Annotated in this window: 17 protein-coding genes; 13 read left to right on the top strand and 4 right to left on the bottom strand. The window is 68.6% G+C overall.

What is annotated here, in order from left to right; genetic code table 11:
- Positions 1-112 precede the first annotated feature (112 nt).
- The 4 genes from A9310_RS00915 to ectA all read right to left on the bottom strand — a co-directional run bounded on the left by A9310_RS00915 (position 113) and on the right by ectA (position 3,495).
- Positions 113-991 carry a Sir2 family NAD-dependent protein deacetylase gene (locus A9310_RS00915; RefSeq protein WP_065629003.1) on the bottom strand — a complete coding sequence of 293 codons (879 nt, stop codon included), beginning with the start codon at positions 989-991 and terminating at the stop codon, positions 113-115.
- 48 nt (positions 992-1,039) lie between these two features.
- Complete coding sequence (locus A9310_RS00910) at positions 1,040-1,471, bottom strand: ectoine synthase (RefSeq protein WP_058250063.1); 432 nt, start codon at positions 1,469-1,471, stop codon at positions 1,040-1,042.
- Positions 1,468-2,739: a diaminobutyrate--2-oxoglutarate transaminase gene (ectB, locus tag A9310_RS00905; RefSeq protein WP_065629087.1), complete on the bottom strand. Its 1,272-nt coding sequence runs from the start codon at positions 2,737-2,739 to the stop codon at positions 1,468-1,470. The genes A9310_RS00910 and ectB overlap by 4 nt, the downstream gene beginning before the upstream one ends.
- A gap of 228 nt (positions 2,740-2,967) precedes the next feature.
- Positions 2,968-3,495 (bottom strand): diaminobutyrate acetyltransferase, encoded by a 528-nt coding sequence (ectA, locus tag A9310_RS00900; RefSeq protein WP_065629002.1) that lies wholly within the window; start codon positions 3,493-3,495, stop codon positions 2,968-2,970.
- A 164-nt stretch (positions 3,496-3,659) separates the two neighbouring features.
- Between ectA and rsmD the strand changes: the two genes are divergently transcribed.
- The 13 genes from rsmD to A9310_RS00835 all read left to right on the top strand — a co-directional run bounded on the left by rsmD (position 3,660) and on the right by A9310_RS00835 (position 18,827).
- Positions 3,660-4,211 carry a 16S rRNA (guanine(966)-N(2))-methyltransferase RsmD gene (gene rsmD / locus A9310_RS00895; RefSeq protein WP_065629001.1) on the top strand — a complete coding sequence of 184 codons (552 nt, stop codon included), beginning with the start codon at positions 3,660-3,662 and terminating at the stop codon, positions 4,209-4,211.
- Positions 4,212-4,227: 16 nt separating this feature from the next.
- Positions 4,228-4,716 (top strand): pantetheine-phosphate adenylyltransferase, encoded by a 489-nt coding sequence (coaD, locus tag A9310_RS00890; protein WP_058250066.1) that lies wholly within the window; start codon positions 4,228-4,230, stop codon positions 4,714-4,716.
- A 118-nt stretch (positions 4,717-4,834) separates the two neighbouring features.
- Positions 4,835-5,704, top strand: coding sequence for a DivIVA domain-containing protein (locus tag A9310_RS00885; RefSeq protein WP_058250067.1), 870 nt, complete (start codon positions 4,835-4,837; stop codon positions 5,702-5,704).
- Between the two features lie 93 nt (positions 5,705-5,797).
- Positions 5,798-6,430, top strand: coding sequence for a DUF177 domain-containing protein (locus A9310_RS00880; RefSeq protein WP_175401048.1), 633 nt, complete (start codon positions 5,798-5,800; stop codon positions 6,428-6,430).
- Positions 6,423-7,148, top strand: a complete 726-nt coding sequence (gene rnc / locus A9310_RS00875; protein WP_065628999.1) for a ribonuclease III — start codon at positions 6,423-6,425, stop codon at positions 7,146-7,148. The genes A9310_RS00880 and rnc overlap by 8 nt, the downstream gene beginning before the upstream one ends.
- 33 nt (positions 7,149-7,181) lie before the next feature.
- Positions 7,182-8,093 (top strand): bifunctional DNA-formamidopyrimidine glycosylase/DNA-(apurinic or apyrimidinic site) lyase, encoded by a 912-nt coding sequence (gene mutM / locus A9310_RS00870; protein WP_065628998.1) that lies wholly within the window; start codon positions 7,182-7,184, stop codon positions 8,091-8,093.
- 105 nt (positions 8,094-8,198) lie between these two features.
- Entirely contained in the window at positions 8,199-8,657 is a 459-nt protein-coding gene (locus A9310_RS00865) for an OsmC family protein (protein WP_065629086.1), read from the top strand.
- 5 nt (positions 8,658-8,662) lie between these two features.
- The gene (locus A9310_RS00860; RefSeq protein ID WP_065628997.1) at positions 8,663-8,953 is read left to right on the top strand and encodes an acylphosphatase; all 291 of its coding nucleotides are present in this window, start codon (positions 8,663-8,665) and stop codon (positions 8,951-8,953) included.
- A gap of 43 nt (positions 8,954-8,996) precedes the next feature.
- Positions 8,997-12,605 (top strand): chromosome segregation protein SMC, encoded by a 3,609-nt coding sequence (gene smc, locus A9310_RS00855; protein WP_065628996.1) that lies wholly within the window; start codon positions 8,997-8,999, stop codon positions 12,603-12,605.
- A complete protein-coding gene (gene ftsY / locus A9310_RS00850; protein WP_065628995.1) occupies positions 12,602-14,203 on the top strand; it encodes a signal recognition particle-docking protein FtsY in 1,602 nt (533 codons plus the stop codon). Before smc ends, ftsY begins: the two co-directional genes overlap by 4 nt.
- Before the next feature lie 231 nt (positions 14,204-14,434).
- Positions 14,435-15,784, top strand: coding sequence for an ammonium transporter (locus A9310_RS00845; RefSeq protein WP_175401040.1), 1,350 nt, complete (start codon positions 14,435-14,437; stop codon positions 15,782-15,784).
- Positions 15,785-15,834: 50 nt separating this feature from the next.
- Positions 15,835-16,173, top strand: a complete 339-nt coding sequence (locus A9310_RS00840; protein WP_004572306.1) for a P-II family nitrogen regulator — start codon at positions 15,835-15,837, stop codon at positions 16,171-16,173.
- A 113-nt stretch (positions 16,174-16,286) separates the two neighbouring features.
- On the top strand, positions 16,287-18,827 hold the full coding sequence (locus tag A9310_RS00835; RefSeq protein WP_065628993.1) for a [protein-PII] uridylyltransferase: 2,541 nt from the start codon (positions 16,287-16,289) through the stop codon (positions 18,825-18,827).
- Positions 18,828-18,851 lie beyond the last annotated feature (24 nt).

Below are 18,851 nucleotides of genomic sequence, written 5' to 3'. Positions count from 1 at the left end.
TGCCTCCGCTCCCTGAGGAGGCCAGGAGTTTGCGAAGGGCCCTCCCCACTGCTCCCTGAGGAGGCCCGGAGCTTGCGAAGGGCCGTCACGAAGGGTCGTCGCAACAACAGCCTCAGAAAGTCGTGAGCGCCGGGAGCACGAACCCGGCCTCGTGATCGATCTTCAGGGTCGCGATCTCGTCGGCACGGGTGACCCCGCGGTTCACGATGATCAGCGGCTTGCCGGCGCGGTGCGCGCGCCGCGCGAATCGCAGGCCGGACATGACGGTGAGCGACGACCCGACGACAAGCAGGGCGTCGGCCTCGTCGACCACCGAATACGCCTCGTCCACAACGTCTTTCGTGACCGTCTCGCCGAAGTAGACGATGTCGGGCTTCAGGATGCCGCCGCAGTTCGGGCAGTCGATCATCATGAAGTCGGACGTGTYGGACAGGGTGGCGTCGGCGTCCGGCGCGACTTCGATGGCACCGCGGCCGCTGACCCGACGCGCGAACTCGGTGTTGATCTCTTCGAGTTGTCCGGCGAGCCGGTGACGGGAGATACGCCAGTCGCAGTTCAGACAGCGGACACGGCCGTAGCATCCGTGGAGTTCGATGACCCCGCGGGTGCCGGCCTTGGTGTGCAGCATGTCGACGTTCTGGGTGAGCACCCGCGACATCCACCCGCGCTGCTGGAGTTCGGTGAGCGCCAGATGGGCTCTGTTGGGGACCGCGGCGTCCATGTGCCGCCAGCCGAGGTGGTTGCGTGCCCAGTAGTGGCGTCGGAAGTCCGGCGACGAGAGGAACATCTCGAGGGTCATGGGCGTCCGCGGCGGCGAGCCGGGACTCCGGTAGTCGGGGATGCCGGAGTCGGTGGAGATGCCGGCGCCGGTCAGAACCGCGAAACGGCGTCCGGCGAGGATGTCGGCGGCCAGTGCGATCCGGTCCGCGACGTCATCGTCGAGGGGGGTGTGTTCGGCCGGGGCGGAGCCGAGCTGGAGACGAGTACGCACCCTGCCCAGGATAGGCAGGGTGCGTACTCGAGGTGTCTGCGAGAGCCGTCAGGTGACGGGCGTCTCCGCGTGCTTGCCGGCCGGCTGCGGCACGGTCACCAGCGGATACACGCCGTTCTCGTCGTGGACTTCGGTGCCCACGACAGGCGGGTTGAACACGCACAGCATGCGCATCTCGGTGTCGGCGGTGACGGTGTGCCGCTCGTGGCCGTTCAGCAGGTACATCGTGCCCGGCGCGAGCGGATAGGTCTCGCCGGTCTCTCGGTCGAGGAGCGTGCCGGTGCCTTCGACGAGCCAGACGGCCTCGACATGGTTGGCGTAGTGGAACTCGTTGACCGAGCCGGCCTTGATCGTGGTCTCGTGGAACGAGAAGCCCACATTGTCGCCGCCGAGGATGATGCGCTTGGAGACCCAGTTGCCCTTGGGGTCGGCGACGTCGCGGTCGGTCCCGGTGATTTCTTCAGTGGTTCGGACGATCATCCGAGCACCTCCTTGACTGCATCGGACAGGATGGACAGGCCGCGGTCGAGGTCCTCGCGCGAGATGGTCAGCGGCGGGAGCAGCTTAACCACCTCGTCGGACGGGCCCGACGTCTCGGCCAAGAGTCCCGCGCCGAAGGCCTGCGCGCAGACCTTGCCCGCGGCGGTATGGTCCTCGAACGCGAGTCCGCGCACCATGCCACGTCCCCGGGTGGAGATGCCGTCGTAGCGGTTGCACAGGTCGGTGAAGACCTCGTGGATCCGCTCGCCCTTGGCATGGATGTCGCGGGTCAGCGCGTCGTCGGCCCAGTAGGTCTCGATCGCCTTGGCGGCGGTCACGAAGGCCGGGTTGTTCCCGCGGAAGGTGCCGTTGTGCTCGCCGGGGGTCCACACGTCGAGCTCGGGCTTGAACAGGGTCAGCGCGAACGGCAGCCCGTAGCCGCTGATCGACTTCGACAGTGTGACGATGTCGGGCTTGATGCCGGCTTCCTCGAACGAGAAGAACTCGCCGGTGCGGCCACAGCCCATCTGGACATCGTCGACGATCAGCAGGATGTCGCGTCGCTGGCAGAGATCCGACAGTGCCCGCAGCCACTCGGCACGAGCGACGTTCACGCCGCCCTCGCCCTGGACGGTCTCGACGATGACCGCCGCCGGGCGGTTCAGGCCGCTGCCGGAGTCGTCGAGCACACGCTCGAACCAGGCGAAGTCCTCCATGACGCCGCCGAAGTAGTTGTCGAAGGGCATGGGCGTCGCGTGGACGAGCGGGATACCAGCGCCGGCACGCTTCATCGAGTTACCGGTCACCGACAGCGATCCGAGCGTCATGCCGTGGAAGGCGTTGGTGAAGCTGATGATCGACTCGCGACCGGTCACCTTGCGCGCCAGCTTGAGTGCCGACTCGACGGCATTCGTACCGGTGGGGCCGGGGAACTGGATTTTGTAGTCGAGTCCGCGCGGCTCGAGGATGTGGCTGGTGAACTTTTCGATGAAGTTTCCCTTGGCGACGGTCGCCATGTCCAGACCGTGGGTGATGCCGTCGGCCTCGATGTACTCGAGAAGGGCCTTCTTCAGGACCGGGTTGTTGTGGCCGTAGTTCAAGGACCCGGCGCCCGCGAAGAAGTCGAGGTATTCGCGGCCGTCCTGATCGGTGATGTAGGAGCCCTTGGCGGTGGTGAACACAGCCGGCCAGTTACGGCAGTAGCTGCGCACCTCGGATTCGTGGGCGGTGAAGACTGAATCGTCCATGTGGGTGTCGAGAAGTGGCATGTCGTGTGCTTCCTTCTGGTGTGACAACGTGGGGTTCATGTGCCCGGCTCGAGGTCGCCTCATCGCGATCGCCGGGTTCGGCTGAGCCCTACGGGCTGGGGTCGGCCTTTGGTCGGGATGTCATGCGGGACTACCGATTACGGGGTCGGCAGGATGGAAACCTAGCGCGCGTGCCGCATCTGAGGCGTCGGCCCTGTGGTCATGGCGACGACCGGGATCGCGCCGGACTCAGGGCTCGGGGATCTCCGGCTCGAGCATGTAGAGATCTTCCGGCTCGTGGGAGTCGGGGAATGCGTTCGCCGCGAACAGGTCTCGACGTTCGAAACGAAGTCCGCGGACCTTGGCCACCGAGGCGAACAGGCGTTGGGACGGGACGTTGTCCGGGCTGATCGTCGTGTGCATGGCGACCATGCCGTGACGGTTGACGCGGTCGAACAGCTCGTGCAGCATGGTCGCCGCGATGCCGTGTCCGCGCACCTCGTCGTCGACGGCGACCTGCCAGACCATCAGGGTGGAGGGGTCGCTCTGCCGCCGGTATCCGGTGACGAAACCGACTGCGCGGCCGTCGACTTCGGCGACGATCGAGGTGGTGGCGAAATCGTGGCACCACAGCACATAGGAGTAGCTCGAGTTGACGTCGAGAACCTGTGAGTCCGAAGCGATTTCCCAGAGGCGGATACCGTCGTCGACCGTGGGAACCCGGTAATCGACGGTGAGGGTTGTTGTCGGGGCCGTTCTTGTTTGGGAAGGGCTCATAACGCAAACGACGTTAACAATGCGTGTCGTAGAAGTCATGTACCTGCGGAAATTGGTCCGCGGAACGCCTACCTTGTCCCTGTTCAGACACACAATGTGAAGCGGGTCACAAAGACGTGATTCCGGATTGGTTCGGCTGGCTTCCGGGGTTGCAGAATGGCCTCATGACGAGGATCATCGCCGGCCGGTTGGGTGGGCGCCGACTGCGTGTTCCGGGCGAGGGCACCCGGCCCACCTCCGACCGGGTTCGCGAATCGGTGTTCAACATATTGGCCGCCCGATCCGATCTGGACGGACTCTGGGTCCTCGACTTGTACGCGGGTTCGGGGGCGCTGGGTCTCGAGGCGATCTCGCGTGGTGCCGCGGGGGCGACGTTCGTCGACTCCGGGCGCCGGGCCGCCGTCACGATCGCCGCCAACGTGCGGGCCTGTGGGGTGGGCCCGCACGCCACCGTACATACGCGCACGGTGTCGGCCTACCTCGGCGGCGCCGCGGAACGGCGGTTCGGCCTCGTCTTCTCCGATCCGCCGTACGACCTCCGGGCCGACCGGATCACCGCGGACCTGGAGCTGCTGCGGTCGCACCTCGACGACGACGCGCTGATCGTCGTCGAACGCTCGACGCGGTCCACCGGCGAGATCTGGCCATCCGAGTACGAGGTGGTCGTCGACAAGTCCTATGGCGACACCCGGGTGGAGATCGCCCGCCTGGTCTGACCGGTAAGTTCGGGCCATGACGACGGCAGTGTGTCCCGGTTCCTTCGATCCCTTCACCCTCGGCCACCGATACGTGGTGGAACGCGCCGCGGCGTGTTTCGACGAGGTCGTGATCACCGTGGTGGTCAACCCCAACAAGCGCGGCATGTTCGGTGTGGACGAGCGGATCGAACTCATCGAAGAGGACTGTGCGGACCTGGCGAACGTGCGGGTCGACCGATGGGAGGGCCTGCTCGTCGACTACCTGCGGCAGGAGTCCATCCACACCATCGTGAAGGGGCTGCGCTCCGCCGTCGACTTCGACTACGAGGTGCCGATGGCGCAGATGAACCGCGAGCTCGCCGATGTGGAGACGGTCTTCCTGCTCACCGACCCACGATTCGCCCACGTCTCGAGCTCGCTGGTGAAGGAGGTGGCGAAGTTGGGTGGAGACGTGACGCCCTTCTTGTCCGCACATGTCCACAAGAGCCTGATGAGCCGGTTGTCCGGCGAGCTCTCGGCCTGACCCATCGGTCGGGCGCGACACACCCCACGCGCTTCACGAGTCACAAGCGCAACATTCGGCACAATAGTCACAGAATCACCAACTGTTGCAACCAGGCAAGCGCCGGATTGGGGTGGCTGTGTACCGGGTATTTGAGGCTCTCGACGAGCTGGTCGCGATCGTCGAAGAGGCGCGGAGTGTGCCGATGACCGCCGGGTGCGTCGTGCCGCGCGGCGACGTGCTGGAACTCCTCGACGACATCAAGGACTCCATCCCCGGCGAACTCGACGACGCGCAGGACGTCCTCGATCAGCGTGACACGCTGATCGGGGATGCCCGCGAGCACGCCGAGACGACGGTGTCCAAGGCGGATTCCGAGTCCGAGGCGGTCCTCGCGCACGCTCGCGCCGAGGCCGACCGGATCCTCTCCGAGGCGAAGGCGCAGGCCGACCGTATGGTCGACGAGGCGAGCGCGCACTCGGGCTCGCTGGTGGAGGACGCCGCCGAGGAGGCACACCGTCTGCAGACCAGCGCGGCGCGCGAATTCGAGGCCGTCACCGGCCGGGCGCGGGCCGAGGCGCAGCGCACCATCGACGCCGCCAACAACTCCTACGACAAGTCGGTGGCCGACGGTATCGCCGAGCAGCAGCGCCTCGTCTCCGAGACCGAGGTCGTCGGTGCGGCGAAGTCCGAGGCCGAGCGGATCATCGACGCCGCGCACGCCGAGGCCGACCGCCTGCGCGGTGACTGCGACGTCTACGTGGACGAGAAGCTCGCCCAGTTCGAAGAGATCCTGACCGGCACGCTGCGATCGGTGAACCGGGGCCGGCACCAGCTGCGGACCGGCGCCGGCATGCACGACTATGTCGAGTACCCCCGCGGTGTCGACGAGTCCGGGCGAGGCGACGGTGCGCGTTCGCGCGAGTCCCGCGGCGACGATCCCCGCTCGCGCGAGACCTCGGCCCGCCACACCTACGACCGCGACCACGGTTCGCCGCTCGCGGTGTGACACGCTCGTCGACCCGGCTGTCCACACGCCGCCGGCGTCGGTCGATCATTCCCGGGTGCGAGCGTATGGTGGGCGTTTGTGGCTGATCATGCTGTGACATCAGAGCCGTCGCACGGTCCCGGTTCTACTCCCAGGCGCGAGCCCTTCGTGCTGGATGTGCGTTCGATGGGACGCCGCCCGGGCACGATGTCCGAGGTGCACCGTACTGTCCGGACACCCGAACGGCTGGGCGTCGAGATGGTCGGAATCCCAGCGGATTCCGATGTCGACCTCGACCTCCGTCTGGAGGCGGTGTCCGAGGGAATCCTGGTGACCGGGACGGTGTGCGGTGAAACCGTCGGTCAGTGCTCGCGCTGCCTCGAGCCGATCGACGGCACGGTGACGGTCTTCCTCACCGAGTTGTTCGCCTACCCGGACAGCGCGACCGAGCAGACCACCGACGCCGACGACATCCATCGCATCGCCGACGACCGCATCGACCTAGAACAGTCGATCATCGACGCCGTGGCACTCGAACTGCCGATGTCGCCCCTCTGTTCGTCGGACTGCGAGGGTCTGTGCCAAACCTGCGGGGTGCGTCTGGCCATCGCCGAACCGGGTCACTCCCACGAGGTCATCGACCCGCGCTGGGCCGGACTCGCCGACAAGTTCGCCGACCTCGGGAAGGACGATTCGCCGACGGACGGTGCCGCAAACGACCCCGACACGGAACGACATCGTGACTGAGGCCGTGCGTGCGGACGGTCCGCGTGCGGCCCTGCTCGACGCGCTGGACACCGACATTCCCGACGACCTGCTGACGCTGGCACTGACCCATCGTTCCTACGCGTATGAACACGGCGGTCTGCCGACCAACGAGCGCCTGGAGTTCCTCGGGGACTCGGTGCTCGGTGTCGTCATCACCCAGCGTCTCTACCTGCGTTATCCCGATCGACCCGAGGGCGAGCTGGCGAAGATCCGGGCCAGCGTCGTCAACATGCATGCGCTCGCCGACGTCGCGCGTGGTCTCGGGGACGAGGGCGGTCTGGGCAAGTACCTGTTCCTCGGCCGCGGCGAGGAGATGACCGGCGGGCGCGACAAGGACTCGATCCTGGCCGATGGTCTGGAGTCGCTGTTCGGCGCGGTCTTCCTCAGTCACGGACTCGAGACCTCGCAGCGCGTCATCCTGCGTCTGTTCGACGAGCGCCTCGAACGTGCCGGCAACCTCGGCGCAGGGCTGGACTGGAAGACGTCGCTGCAGGAGTTGAGTTCGGAGCGCGGGTTCGGTCCGCCGCAGTATCAGATCAGCGCGACCGGTCCCGACCACAACAAGGAGTTCACCGCGACCGCGCTGGTCGCCGGCGAGAGCCTCGGCGAGGGTGTCGGCCGGACCAAGAAGGAAGCGGAGCAGCAGGCCGCCGCACACGCCTGGAAAGTGCTGACCGAGCGCGCGTCGGCGTCGTGAACCCTTCTGTCAGCCGGCTTTTCGCGATCTGCGATGCCTGAACTCCCCGAGGTCGAGACCGTCCGCATCGGTCTCGAGACCCATCTCGTCGGTCGGGTGGTGGCCTCGACCGAGGTCCTTCATCCGCGCGCGGTCCGTCGTCACGCCGGCGGTGAGCCGGATCTGATCGGTCGGCTCGCCGGCAAGCGGGTGACCGGCGTCCGGCGCCGCGGCAAGTACCTGTGGATCGATGTCGCCGACTCCGCCGACCGTGCGGCGCTCGTCGTCCACCTCGGGATGAGTGGCCAGATGCTGATCGCCCGGACCGGAACCCCCGACCACACGCACCTGCGTATCCGCGCGGTCCTCGACGACGAGAACGAACTCCGCTTCGTCGATCAGCGGACCTTCGGCGGCTGGCATCTCGACGACTACACACCCGATGTGTACGCGCCCCCGGGGAATACGGAGACGACCGACCCGTCGCCCGCCGACATCCCGGTCTCGGTGGCACACATCGCGACCGATCCGTTCGACCCGGCCTTCGATCCCGTCCGCGTGGTGGATCGCATGCGCGCCAAACACTCCGAGATCAAACGGGTCCTGCTGGATCAGACGGTGATCTCCGGCGTCGGCAACATCTACGCCGACGAGGCGCTGTGGCGCGCACGTCTGCACGGCTCGCGGATCGCCGAGACGATCAGTCGCAAGAAACTGCGCGAACTCATCGATGCCGTCACCGACGTGATGGCGGATGCGCTGAAGGTCGGCGGTACCTCGTTCGACGCGCTCTACGTGAACGTCAACGGACAGTCCGGCTACTTCGAGCGGTCCCTGAACGCCTACGGGCGGGCGGGGGAGCCGTGTCGCCGATGCGGCGCGATCATGCGCCGCGAGCAGTTCATGAACCGTGGCTCGTTCTCGTGTCCGCGGTGCCAACGGCCGCCGAAGGCGAACCCGGGCTGACGCGCAGGCGGAGCCGCGCCGGGAACAATCGACGTGCCGGGGCTCTTACTATTGGTCGCGATGCCGGCGGCGCCGGCCGACAACATCTTGAGAGGACCCGCCTCGATGACCACCGAAGCAACTGCCCCCGCCTCCGGGGTTCCCGCCGACCAGGCCCACACCGATCTGTGGGTCGAGCGAACCGGCACACGCCGGTACACCGGTCGCAGCTCGCGCGGCGCGGAGGTGCTGATCGGCTCGCAGGACGTCGAGGGCGTCTTCACCCCGGGTGAACTTCTCAAGATCGCGCTGGCCGCCTGCACCGGCATGTCATCGGACCGGCCGCTGGCGCGACGCCTCGGTGACGACTACGACGCGACGATCCGCGTCAGCGGCGACGCCGACCGCGAGAACGAGGTGTACCCGCGCATCGAGGAGATCCTCGAGATCGACCTGTCCGAACTCGAGCCCGACGCCGCGGCCCGGTTGCTCGTCGTCGTCGAACGCGCCATCGACGCGGTGTGCACGGTCGGACGCACCGTCAAAGCCGGTGCCCAGGTGGACCTGCGGATCGAGACGGACTGACCGTCATGAGCGCGCACAGCACCGACCCCATCCGGCTCACCGCGCACGTCCACGGGCACGTGCAGGGCGTGGGCTTCCGGTGGTGGACCAGAGCGCGTGCTCTCGAACTCGGGCTCGTCGGCTACGCGTCGAACCAGGCCGACGGCCGGGTGCTGGTCGTTGCCGAGGGGCCACGGGACAAGGCCCGCGCCCTGCTCGACGCGCTCCGGTCGGGAACCACGCCCGGACGGGTGGACCTGGTGGTCGAGCGTGTGGATGAACCGCGCGGGGACCTCGACGGCTTCGTCGAACGGTGAGGAGAGCCGAAACACGTCGCGATGGTGAGTAGTCTGTACCGTCGTGCACCTCAAAAGCCTGACCCTGAAGGGCTTCAAGTCGTTCGCCTCGGCGACGACCCTGCGCTTCGAGCCGGGTATCACGTGCGTCGTCGGTCCCAACGGCTCCGGTAAGTCGAACGTCGTCGACGCCCTGACCTGGGTGATGGGCGAGCAGGGAGCGAAAGCGCTGCGCGGCGGGAAGATGCAGGACGTCATCTTCGCCGGCACCTCGGGCCGTCCTCCGCTGGGCCGCGCCGAGGTCACCCTCACCATCGACAACGCCGACGGTGCGCTGCCGATCGAGTACTCCGAGGTGTCCATCACGCGCCGGATGTTCCGCGACGGCGCCGGCGAGTACGAGATCAACGGCAGTTCCTGTCGCCTGATGGACGTGCAGGAGCTGCTGTCGGACTCCGGTATCGGTCGCGAGATGCACGTGATCGTCGGCCAGGGGCGGTTGTCGGCGATCCTCGAGTCCCGGCCCGAGGACCGCCGCGCGTTCATCGAAGAGGCGGCCGGGGTCCTCAAACACCGCAAGCGCAAGGAAAAAGCGGTCCGCAAGCTCGACGCGATGCAGGCCAACCTGGCGCGTCTGAACGATCTGACGGCCGAACTCCGTCGCCAGCTCAAACCGCTGGGACGCCAGGCCGAGGTCGCCCGCCGGGCCCAGACCGTCCAGGCCGATCTCCGCGACGCCCGGTTGCGCCTGGCCGCCGACGACCTCGTCACCCGCCGCGCCGAGATGGCCGAACACGCCGCCGTCGAGGACGAGGTCCGGCGTCGGCAGGACGAGGTGGCCGCCGAACTCGACCGTGCGAACGCGGAAGTGGCCGAACACGAACAGCATCTCGCCGAGATCACGCCCGCCGCGGCCGCGGCCAACCGCGCCTGGTTCCGGTTGTCGGCGCTCGCCGAGCGCGTCGACGCGACCCGCCGGGTGGCCGCCGAACGCAGCCGGTACCTCAGCGAGCCGTCGAGCGAGGCGTCCGGGCCCGACCCGGAGGAGCTCGACGAGCAGGCCCTCGAGGCCGCCGAACTCGAAGCCGAGCTGACCGAGGGTGTCGAGATCGCCGCCGAACAGCTCGAGAGCGCCCGCGAGGTGCTCGGCGAACGCGAGTCGATCGCGGAGGCGGCCGAGGCGGCTCACCTCGCGGCCGTCCGGGCCATCGCCGACCGTCGCGAGGGTCTGGCGCGCCTCGAAGGGCAGGTGGACAACCTGCGGACGCGTTCGGAGTCGGTCGACGCCGAGGCGCAGCGCCTCACCGCGGCCATCTCRGCCGCCACCGAACGCGCAGAAGTCGCAGTCACGCAACAGGATTCGGCGGCAAGCGAGTTGGCGCAGCTGGAAGCCGCCGAACAGGCGCTCGACGAACACCACGAACGATGCGTGGCCGCGCTGAACCTGTCCAACGAGCGCGTGGCCACCCTGCAGGCCGCACACCGCGACGCCGAGCACGCCATCGCCTCCTTGTCGGCCCGGGCGGACGCACTCGCCATGGGACTCGAGCGCGGCGACGGCGGCGCATGGCTCCTGGAGAACGCGCCCGACGGCCTGCTTGGACCGATGTCGGAGCTGGTCACGGTCGAAGCGGGTTTCGAGACGGCCATCGCCGGGGCGCTCGGACCCGCCGTGGACGGCATCGTCACCGTGGACGGGATCGCGGCGGTGCGGGCGCTGGCGGCCCTGAAGTCGGGCGACGGGGGACGGGCCGCGCTGATCTGCGGCGGACTCACCGGCCCGGACCGATCGAGCGACGTCGCGCTGCCCGACGGGGCGAGGTGGGCGGCCTCGGTGGTCGACACCCGGCCGGAGATCCGCGGTGCGATCGACACCGTCCTGGCCGACACCGTCATCGTCGACGACCCTGCGCAGGGGCTCGAACTCGCCCGCCGTCTGGGCGTGCGCGCGGTGACGCCCGCCGGCGACCGCATCTCGGCGGCGTCGGTCGAGGGCGGTTCGTCACGCCGCCCCTCCACGTTGGAGGTCCAGTCGGCGATCGATGCCGCTACCGCCGAACTCGCCTCGACCCGCAGGCGCGTCGAAGAACTCGAGGCGGCGCTCGCCGGTGCGCTCACCGAGCAGCACGATCGGCGGGAGGCGGCCGAGGAGGCGCTCGCGGCGCTGCACGAGTCCGACGCCGGCGTCGGCGCCGCGTATGAGCAGATGGCCCGGCTGGGCCAGGAGATCAGAGCCTCGCGTGCCGAGGCCGACAAGCTGACCCGACAGCGGAATCTGCTCGAGAAGGGCCGCGAGGAAACCCTCGAGAACCTGCAGGAACTCACCGAGCGACTGCGTCTCGCCCGCGATGAGTCCGAGGTGGGGACCGAGATGTCCGCCGACGACACCGACCGCGCGAACGCTGCGACAGCCGTCGGCGTGGCACGCAGCGCCGAGATGGAGGCGCGCCTGACCCTGCGGACAGCCGAGGAACGCCTGGCGTCGGTCCGGGGCAAGGCGGACTCGCTGCGGCGGGCCGCACAGCGCGAGCGCGAGGCACGCGAGCGGGCTCGTCGGCAGGACGAGATCCGACGCCAGGCCGCCGGGGTCGCGGCAGCCGTCGAACGCGCCGGTGCACAGGTCAGTGAGCGTCTCGCCGCGGCGGTGGCCTCGGCGCAGGCCGGGCGCGACGAACTCGAGGAGATCCGGACCGCCCGCACCGCGACCCTCGACGCGCTCCGGGTCCGGGCTGGCGAACTGACGACCACGCTCAATTCGCTGCGCGACACCGTCCACCGCGACGAGGTGGCGCGGGCCCAGGTCGCGCTGCGGATCGAACAGCTCGAAGAGCAGGTCCTCGAGACCTTCGCGATGGCGCCCGACGATCTGATCGCCGAATACGGTCCCGACGTGCCGATGCCTCCGTCGGCGCTGGAGATGGCCGAGTACGAACAGGCCCGGGAACGCGGCGAGCAGGTCGTCGCACCGGCCCCGATGCCCTACAACCGGGCGACGCAGGAGGCCCGCGCCAAGAAGGCACAGAAGGATCTCAACACGCTCGGCAAGGTGAACCCGCTCGCGCTCGAGGAGTTCGCCGCTCTCGAAGAGCGGTACAACTTCCTGTCGTCGCAGCTCGAGGACGTCAAGGCGGCCCGCAAGGACCTCCTCGACGTTGTGGAAGAGGTCGACGCCCGGATTCTGCAGGTGTTCACCGAGGCGTACGCCGACGTGGAACGCGAGTTCGGCCAGGTCTTCCAGACCCTGTTCCCCGGCGGGGAGGGCCGGCTCGTCCTGACCGAACCCGGCGACATGCTCACGACGGGCATCGAGGTCGAGGCGCGTCCGCCCGGTAAGAAGGTCAAGAGGCTATCGCTGCTCTCGGGCGGGGAGAAGTCCCTGACGGCGGTCGCGATGCTGGTCGCGATCTTCCGCGCGCGCCCGTCGCCGTTCTACGTCATGGACGAGGTCGAGGCCGCGCTCGACGACACCAACCTGCGGCGACTGATCACGTTGTTCGCCCAACTGCGGGAGAAGTCGCAGCTCATCGTCATCACCCACCAGAAGCCCACGATGGAGGTCGCGGATGCGCTCTACGGAGTCAGCATGCGCGGCGACGGCATCACGACGGTCATCTCRCAACGCATGCGCGGAGTGAACATGCCCGTCGGTCAACAGGAGGACACCAGCCAGTGAACACCGGAATCATCATCGGCATCGTCGTCGCGGTGCTCGTCGTGATCGCGCTGATCGTGCTCGGGCTGGTGCTGTCGCGCCGCCGGCGCATCTCGCTGACCGACGAGCGGCAACCGGAGATCGTCGACGGGACGACCCGCCAGGTCGACCGGTCCGGGGGCTACCAGGCCGGATCGGGGTTCAGCTTCAGCCGCGGGGAGGCCGCGGGTGACACCGCCCTCGCGGAACCGCCGCGACGGAGGCCGGAACCCCCGGCTCCGGAGTCTGCGACGCCGGCACCCGAGGTGGTCCGGCCGCCCGGAGAGCGCACCGATGTCGACGGTCAGCCGGGCGTCGGTGACGACTCCGCGGTGCCGCGGGATTCGATCCGGCGCGGCGTCACCGAGGTGTCGCTGCCCGAGCCGGACACCTCCGAACCCGAGACCGCAGAACCTGCGACCGCCCGCCCCGAAACCGTCGAGCCGGAAACCGTCGAGCCCGAGACGGCGAAGCCGGACGTCGCCGAGCCCGCGTCCGCCACAGCCGCAACCGCCGAACCCGAGGTCGCCGAGCCCGAGGTCGCCGAACCCGAACCGTCCACCGCCGAGCCGGCAACGACCGAGCCGGCAACGACCGAGCCCGGGACCCGGGTACCCGACGATGTCGCGGAGGCGACCACCGCGCCGCCGCTGGACGAGATCGCGCCGACGGCGGGCCGGATCGGTCGTCTGCGCGGCCGGCTGTCCCGGTCACAGGGCGCGATCGGCAAGGGTGTGCTGGGCCTGCTGGGCGCCGGCGATCTCGACGAGGACAGCTGGGAGGAGATCGAGGACACGCTGGTGATGGCCGATCTCGGTGCGTCCACGACGGCCACCGTCGTCGAGACGCTGCGCACCGAGCTCGCGGCCAACCCGGTCCGCACCGCGGGTGAGGCCCGGGCGTTGCTCAAGCGGGTCCTGGTCGAGCAGCTCGACCCGACGCTCGACCGGTCGATCCGGGCGCTGCCACACGCGGGCCGTCCCGCCGTCGTCCTCGTCGTCGGCGTCAACGGCACCGGCAAGACCACCACGACCGGCAAGCTGGCACGCGTCCTGGTCGCCGACGGGCGTCGTGTCCTGCTCGGCGCGGCGGACACGTTCCGCGCGGCTGCCGCCGACCAGCTGCAGACGTGGGGCGAGCGGGTCGGCGCCGAGATCGTGCGCGGCAAGGAACAGGCTGATCCCGCCGCCGTCGCATTCGACGCCGTCGACCGGGGCATCGAGAGCGGCGTCGACGTGGTCATGATCGACACCGCCGGCCGGCTGCACACCAAGACCGGCCTGATGGACGAGCTGGGCAAGGTCAAGCGCGTCGTGGAGAAGAAGGCGCCGGTCGACGAGGTGCTGCTGGTGCTCGACGCGACCGTCGGACAGAACGGACTGATGCAGGCCCGGGTGTTCGCCGAGGTCGTCAACATCACCGGCGTGGTGCTGACCAAGCTGGACGGCACCGCCAAGGGCGGCATCGTGTTCCATGTCCAGAAGGAACTCGGCGTGCCGGTCAAGCTCGTCGGACTGGGGGAGGGCGCGGACGACCTCGCGCCCTTCGAACCGGACGCATTCGTCGACGCCCTGCTCTGACGCCGGCGGACGCTGCCGTGAAGTCGGCATCTGTGATCGGAAATGTCGGGTCAGACATCGGCCGCCGAGTCTGAGAGACAGCTCAGAGCCGAACTGGGATGTTACATGGGCGAAATACAAACCGCCCAGGGGGTTACGCGCCCGAAACGTCAGGGCACCACGGCCGAAACCGACTGCCGACAATCTCTTTGGAGGCGCCGAGCCGTCGGCGCATCCTGAGGAGGTTTCGTAGTGGAGTTGGCTCAGTTGCCAAACGAATCGTTTGGCCCGATCGACACGGGTAACACGGCTTTCATGCTCGTGTCGGCCGCGCTCGTGTTGCTGATGACCCCAGGCCTCGCGTTCTTCTACGGGGGGTTGGCGCGAGGCAAGTCCGTCCTGAACATGATGATGATGTCCTTCGGAGCACTCGCTTCGATCAGCGTCGTGTACGTGCTGTGGGGCTTCTCGATGTCGTTCAGCGACGGGATCACCGGCAGCAGCGACATCGGCGGCATCTTCGCGAACCCGTTCGCGCTCTTCGGGTCCGACCAGCTGATGAGCACCATCGGCGAGGGCGACACCGAGATGTACGTCACCGGCGGCCTGACCATCCCGGCGATCGTCTTCATGGGATTCCAGCTGACCTTCGCGGTCATCACCGTCGCCCTCATCAGCGGTGCGCTCGCCGAACGCGTCAAGTTCTCCACCTGGATGGTCTTCACCGTCCTGTGGGCGACGATCGTGTACTTCCCGCTGTCCCACATGGTCTGGGGCGGGCTCGTCGGTGGCGGCGGCCTCCTCGGCGGCGGTGAGGACGGTCTGGCGGCCAAGATGTTCGGCACCACCGACGGCGAGGCCAACGTCGCGCCGATCGACTTCGCCGGCGGCACGGTCGTGCACATCAACGCCGGTATCGCGGCGCTGGTCCTGGTCCTCATCATCGGCAAGCGCGTCGGCTTCGGGCGCACCGCCTACCGTCCGCACAACATCCCGTTCGTGATGCTGGGCGCAGCACTCCTCTGGTTCGGCTGGTTCGGGTTCAACGTCGGTTCCGAGCTGGGCGCCGATCTGCTCGCCGGTCAGGTGTGGGTCAACACCACCGCTGCCACCGCCGCGGCGATCCTCGGCTGGCTCGCGGTGGAACTCATCCGCGACAAGCACGCCACCAGCGTCGGCGCCGCCTCGGGTGTGGTCGCCGGTCTGGTCGCCATCACCCCCGCGTGTGGTTCGCTGACCCCGGTCGGCTCGCTCATCCTCGGTGTCATCGCGGGTGCTCTCGCCGCCGTCGCGATCGGCCTGAAGAACAAGTTCGGCTACGACGACTCGCTCGACGTCGTCGGTGTCCACCTCGTCGCCGGCCTCTGGGGCACGGTGGCCATCGGCCTGATCGGCGAGGACGTGGGCCTCTTCTGGGGTGGCGATTACAAGCAGCTGGTGGTCCAGGTCGTGATCGCCTTGTTCGCGCTCGTGTTCACCGGTGTTCTCACCGCGATCATCGCCCTGGTGCTCAAGCCGCTGGGTTGGCGAGTCAGCGACGAGGACGAGAAGAGCGGCATCGACGAGGCAGAACACGCCGAGACGGCCTATGAGCTGGCATGACGCTCGAAGCCATTCGCTACTACGCTGAATCCTGTGGAGAGGGATAACTAATGAAGCTGATCACTGCAATCGTCAAGCCGTTCACGCTCGAGGATGTCAAAGCCGGGTTGGAGCAAGCCGGCATCCTGGGCATGACCGTGAGTGAGGTCCAGGGCTACGGCCGCCAGAAGGGTCACACCGAGGTCTATCGCGGCGCCGAGTACTCGGTCGACTTCGTACCCAAGGTCCGCGTCGAGGTCGTGGTGGACGACGCTGCCGTGGACAAGGTCGTCGACGTGATCGTCGAGGCCGCCCGGACCGGCAAGATCGGTGACGGCAAGGTGTGGGTCTCGCCGGTCGAGTCCGTGGTTCGCGTCCGAACCGGCGAGCGCGGTGGCGACGCACTGTAGCGAGCCCGCCGAGGCGTCGACGAAATCCCGGTGAACGGCCCCGTGCCCGACGACCAGTCGGGCGCGGGGCCGTCGGAGTTCCACACCTCTTGTTCCCTTCTCTCCCACACACTTTGGAGGCAGTCGTAAGCGCCGCAGACCTGGCCAAGACCCGACGGCAACTCACCGAATCCGGCCGATCGGGAAAACTCGACGCACCGGCACTGCGCCAGGTGCTCGTCGACCTGCACGAATTCTGGCTGACCAGCAAGGGCGCCGAACTCGGCATCAAGCCGCACAGCGGGTTCGCGATCGTCGCCGTGGGCGGACTCGGTCGCGGTGAGATGCTCCCGTATTCCGACCTCGATCTGATCCTGCTGCACGACGACATGCCCGCCGAGCGGGTGTCCGAGGTCGCTGACGGACTCTGGTACCCGTTGTGGGACGCCAACATCCCGCTCGACCACAGTGTGCGGACGGTGCCGCAGGCGCTGCAGGTCGCCGGCGACGACGTCACCGCGGCCCTCGGCCTCCTCGAGGCGCGCCACATAGCCGGCGACGAGGATCTGTCCACGTTGCTGATCGGCGGGGTCCGCCAGCAGTGGCGCAACGACATCCGCAATCGGTTCCCCGAGGTGGTCACGCACGCGCAGGACCGCTGGCGGCGAGCCGGCGACATCGCACATCGCGCCGAACCCGACCTCAAGAGCGGCCGGGGAGGTCTGCGTGACGTCCAGCTCCTGGGGGCGCTGGCGATCGCCCAGCTCACCAGCGGGATGGCGAGCTTACGACCCGATTCGCCCGGTGCCGGACCGCAGGTTGCCTACACGCGGCTCCTCGACATCCGTACCGAACTGCACCGCATCGCCGGGCGTCCCCGCGAGCACGTGCAGGCCCAGGACGCCGACGAGATCGGGGCGGCCCTCCGGATCGGGGACCGGTTCGATCTCGCCCGCGTCATCAGCGACTCGGCCCGCACCATCAGCTACTCCATCGACGCCGGCCTGCGGACCGCGGGCAACGCCCTGCCGCGTCGCGGTCTGGCCAAGCTGCGGCGTTCGCCGCTGCGCCGCCCGCTCGACGAGGGCGTCGTCGAGCACAGCGGGGAGATCGTGTTGGCGCGCAACGCGATTCCGAGCAAAGACCCGGGACTCATCCTGCGGGTGGCCGCCGCGTCGGCCCGAACCGGCCTGCCGATCAGCGCGTCGACGCTGAGCCGGCTGGCCGATTACGCGCCGGAACTGCGTGAGCCGTGGCCGGCCGAGGCGCTCAGCGACCTGCTGGTCCTGCTCAGTTCGGGACATCACATGGTCGACCCGATCGAGGCACTCGACCGCACCGGCCTGTGGGGCCGGCTCCTGCCGGAATGGGGTGCGGTGCGCGACCTCCCGCCGCGCGATGCCATCCACACCTGGACCGTCGACCGGCATCTCGTGGAGACCGCGGCGTACGCGAGTGCGATGACCACCCGGGTGTCCCGGCCCGACCTGCTCGTCCTCGGTGCGTTGATCCACGACCTCGGCAAGGGCCGGGGTGCCGACCACAGCATCGTCGGCGCCGATCTGGCGGTTCAGGTCGGCAATCGGTTCGGGCTCTGGCCGCAGGATGTGGCGATCCTCTCCGACATGGTGCGGCACCACCTGCTGCTGCCGCAGGTCGCCACCCGCCGGGACCTCGACGACCCGGCCACCGCCGAGTCGGTCGCCGACACCCTGGGACACAACCGGGTGCTGTTGGAACTGCTTGCCGCACTTGCCGAAGCGGATTCGCTGGCCACCGGCCCGGGGGTGTGGGGGGAGTGGAAGGCCTCGCTCATCCACGACCTCGTCCGCCGGTCGATGCGACTCATCGACGGCGAAGAGCCGAGCGCGCCCGAGCCGCTTACGGCCGAGGACCTGGCCACGGCGGCGGAAGGGGACTACGCGGTCCGGCTCGTCCGGGCCGACGGGCAACACACGTACCGCGTCACCATGGTGGCGCCTGATCAACCCGGCCTGCTGTCGAAGGTGGCCGGGGTCCTTGCCCTGGGCGGGTTGCGGTCCCACTCGGCGTGTGCCCAGAGCGCCGACGGGAAGGCGATCAACTCGTTCCTTGTCGTCCCGATGTTCGGCAGTCCGCCCGATGCCGGCCTGTTGCGCCAGCAGCTGATCGCGGCCGTCGACGGCAAGATCGATGTCCTCGCGCGGCTCGACGCGCGCGAGCGGGACTCGCCGATTCCGACGATCGGCACCGTCACCACGATTCCCGGCACCGTGGTGACCATCGGCGCCAGCGCCGGGAGCACCGATCCCGAGGTCGACGGGGCCGGGCATCCGAAGAACGCGGTACCCGCGCTCTTCGCCGTGGCGCCACCGCGGGTGACGTGGCTGGACGCCCCGGTGGGTGAGGCGGTGCTGGAGGTCCGCTCGGACGACAGGATCGGCCTGCTCAGCCGGGTCAGTGCGGTCCTGGAACGCCACGGCGCCGACATCCGATGGGCCAAGGTGGCGACCCTGGGCGCCACCGGGGTCGACATCTTCGGCCTGCGGCTGGCGACCGACACCGAGGACGCACGGGCAAAGCTGGCCGAGGCCGTCGTCGCGGTCTGCCCGCCGCCGCAGCCGGCGCGCGAGGAGGACGGCGACGGACCGCAGTCCTATGGCGGAACGGGACGGTCCGGAGTGCCGATCTCCTAGATGTTCCGTCCCGGGACCCGCATG

Source organism: Gordonia sp. UCD-TK1 (assembly GCF_001691435.1).
GTDB lineage: Bacteria > Actinomycetota > Actinomycetes > Mycobacteriales > Mycobacteriaceae > Gordonia > Gordonia hongkongensis.
The sequence above is the reverse complement of the archived record's forward strand: the minus strand, read 5'-3'. Positions and strand labels throughout refer to the sequence as shown.

Bases quoted from the DNA above. Each gene is read 5' to 3' on its own strand.
- ectA (WP_065629002.1), bottom strand. From the start codon at position 3,495: ATGAGCCCTTCCCAAACAAGAACGGCCCCGACAACAACCCTCACCGTC.
- A9310_RS00910 (WP_058250063.1), bottom strand. From the start codon at position 1,471: ATGATCGTCCGAACCACTGAAGAAATCACCGGGACCGACCGCGACGTC.
- A9310_RS00865 (WP_065629086.1), top strand. From the start codon at position 8,199: ATGACCACCGAAGCAACTGCCCCCGCCTCCGGGGTTCCCGCCGACCAG.
- ectB (WP_065629087.1), bottom strand. From the start codon at position 2,739: ATGCCACTTCTCGACACCCACATGGACGATTCAGTCTTCACCGCCCAC.
- A9310_RS00860 (WP_065628997.1), top strand. From the start codon at position 8,663: ATGAGCGCGCACAGCACCGACCCCATCCGGCTCACCGCGCACGTCCAC.
- mutM (WP_065628998.1), top strand. From the start codon at position 7,182: ATGCCTGAACTCCCCGAGGTCGAGACCGTCCGCATCGGTCTCGAGACC.
- rsmD (WP_065629001.1), top strand. From the start codon at position 3,660: ATGACGAGGATCATCGCCGGCCGGTTGGGTGGGCGCCGACTGCGTGTT.
- A9310_RS00840 (WP_004572306.1), top strand. From the start codon at position 15,835: ATGAAGCTGATCACTGCAATCGTCAAGCCGTTCACGCTCGAGGATGTC.
- coaD (WP_058250066.1), top strand. From the start codon at position 4,228: ATGACGACGGCAGTGTGTCCCGGTTCCTTCGATCCCTTCACCCTCGGC.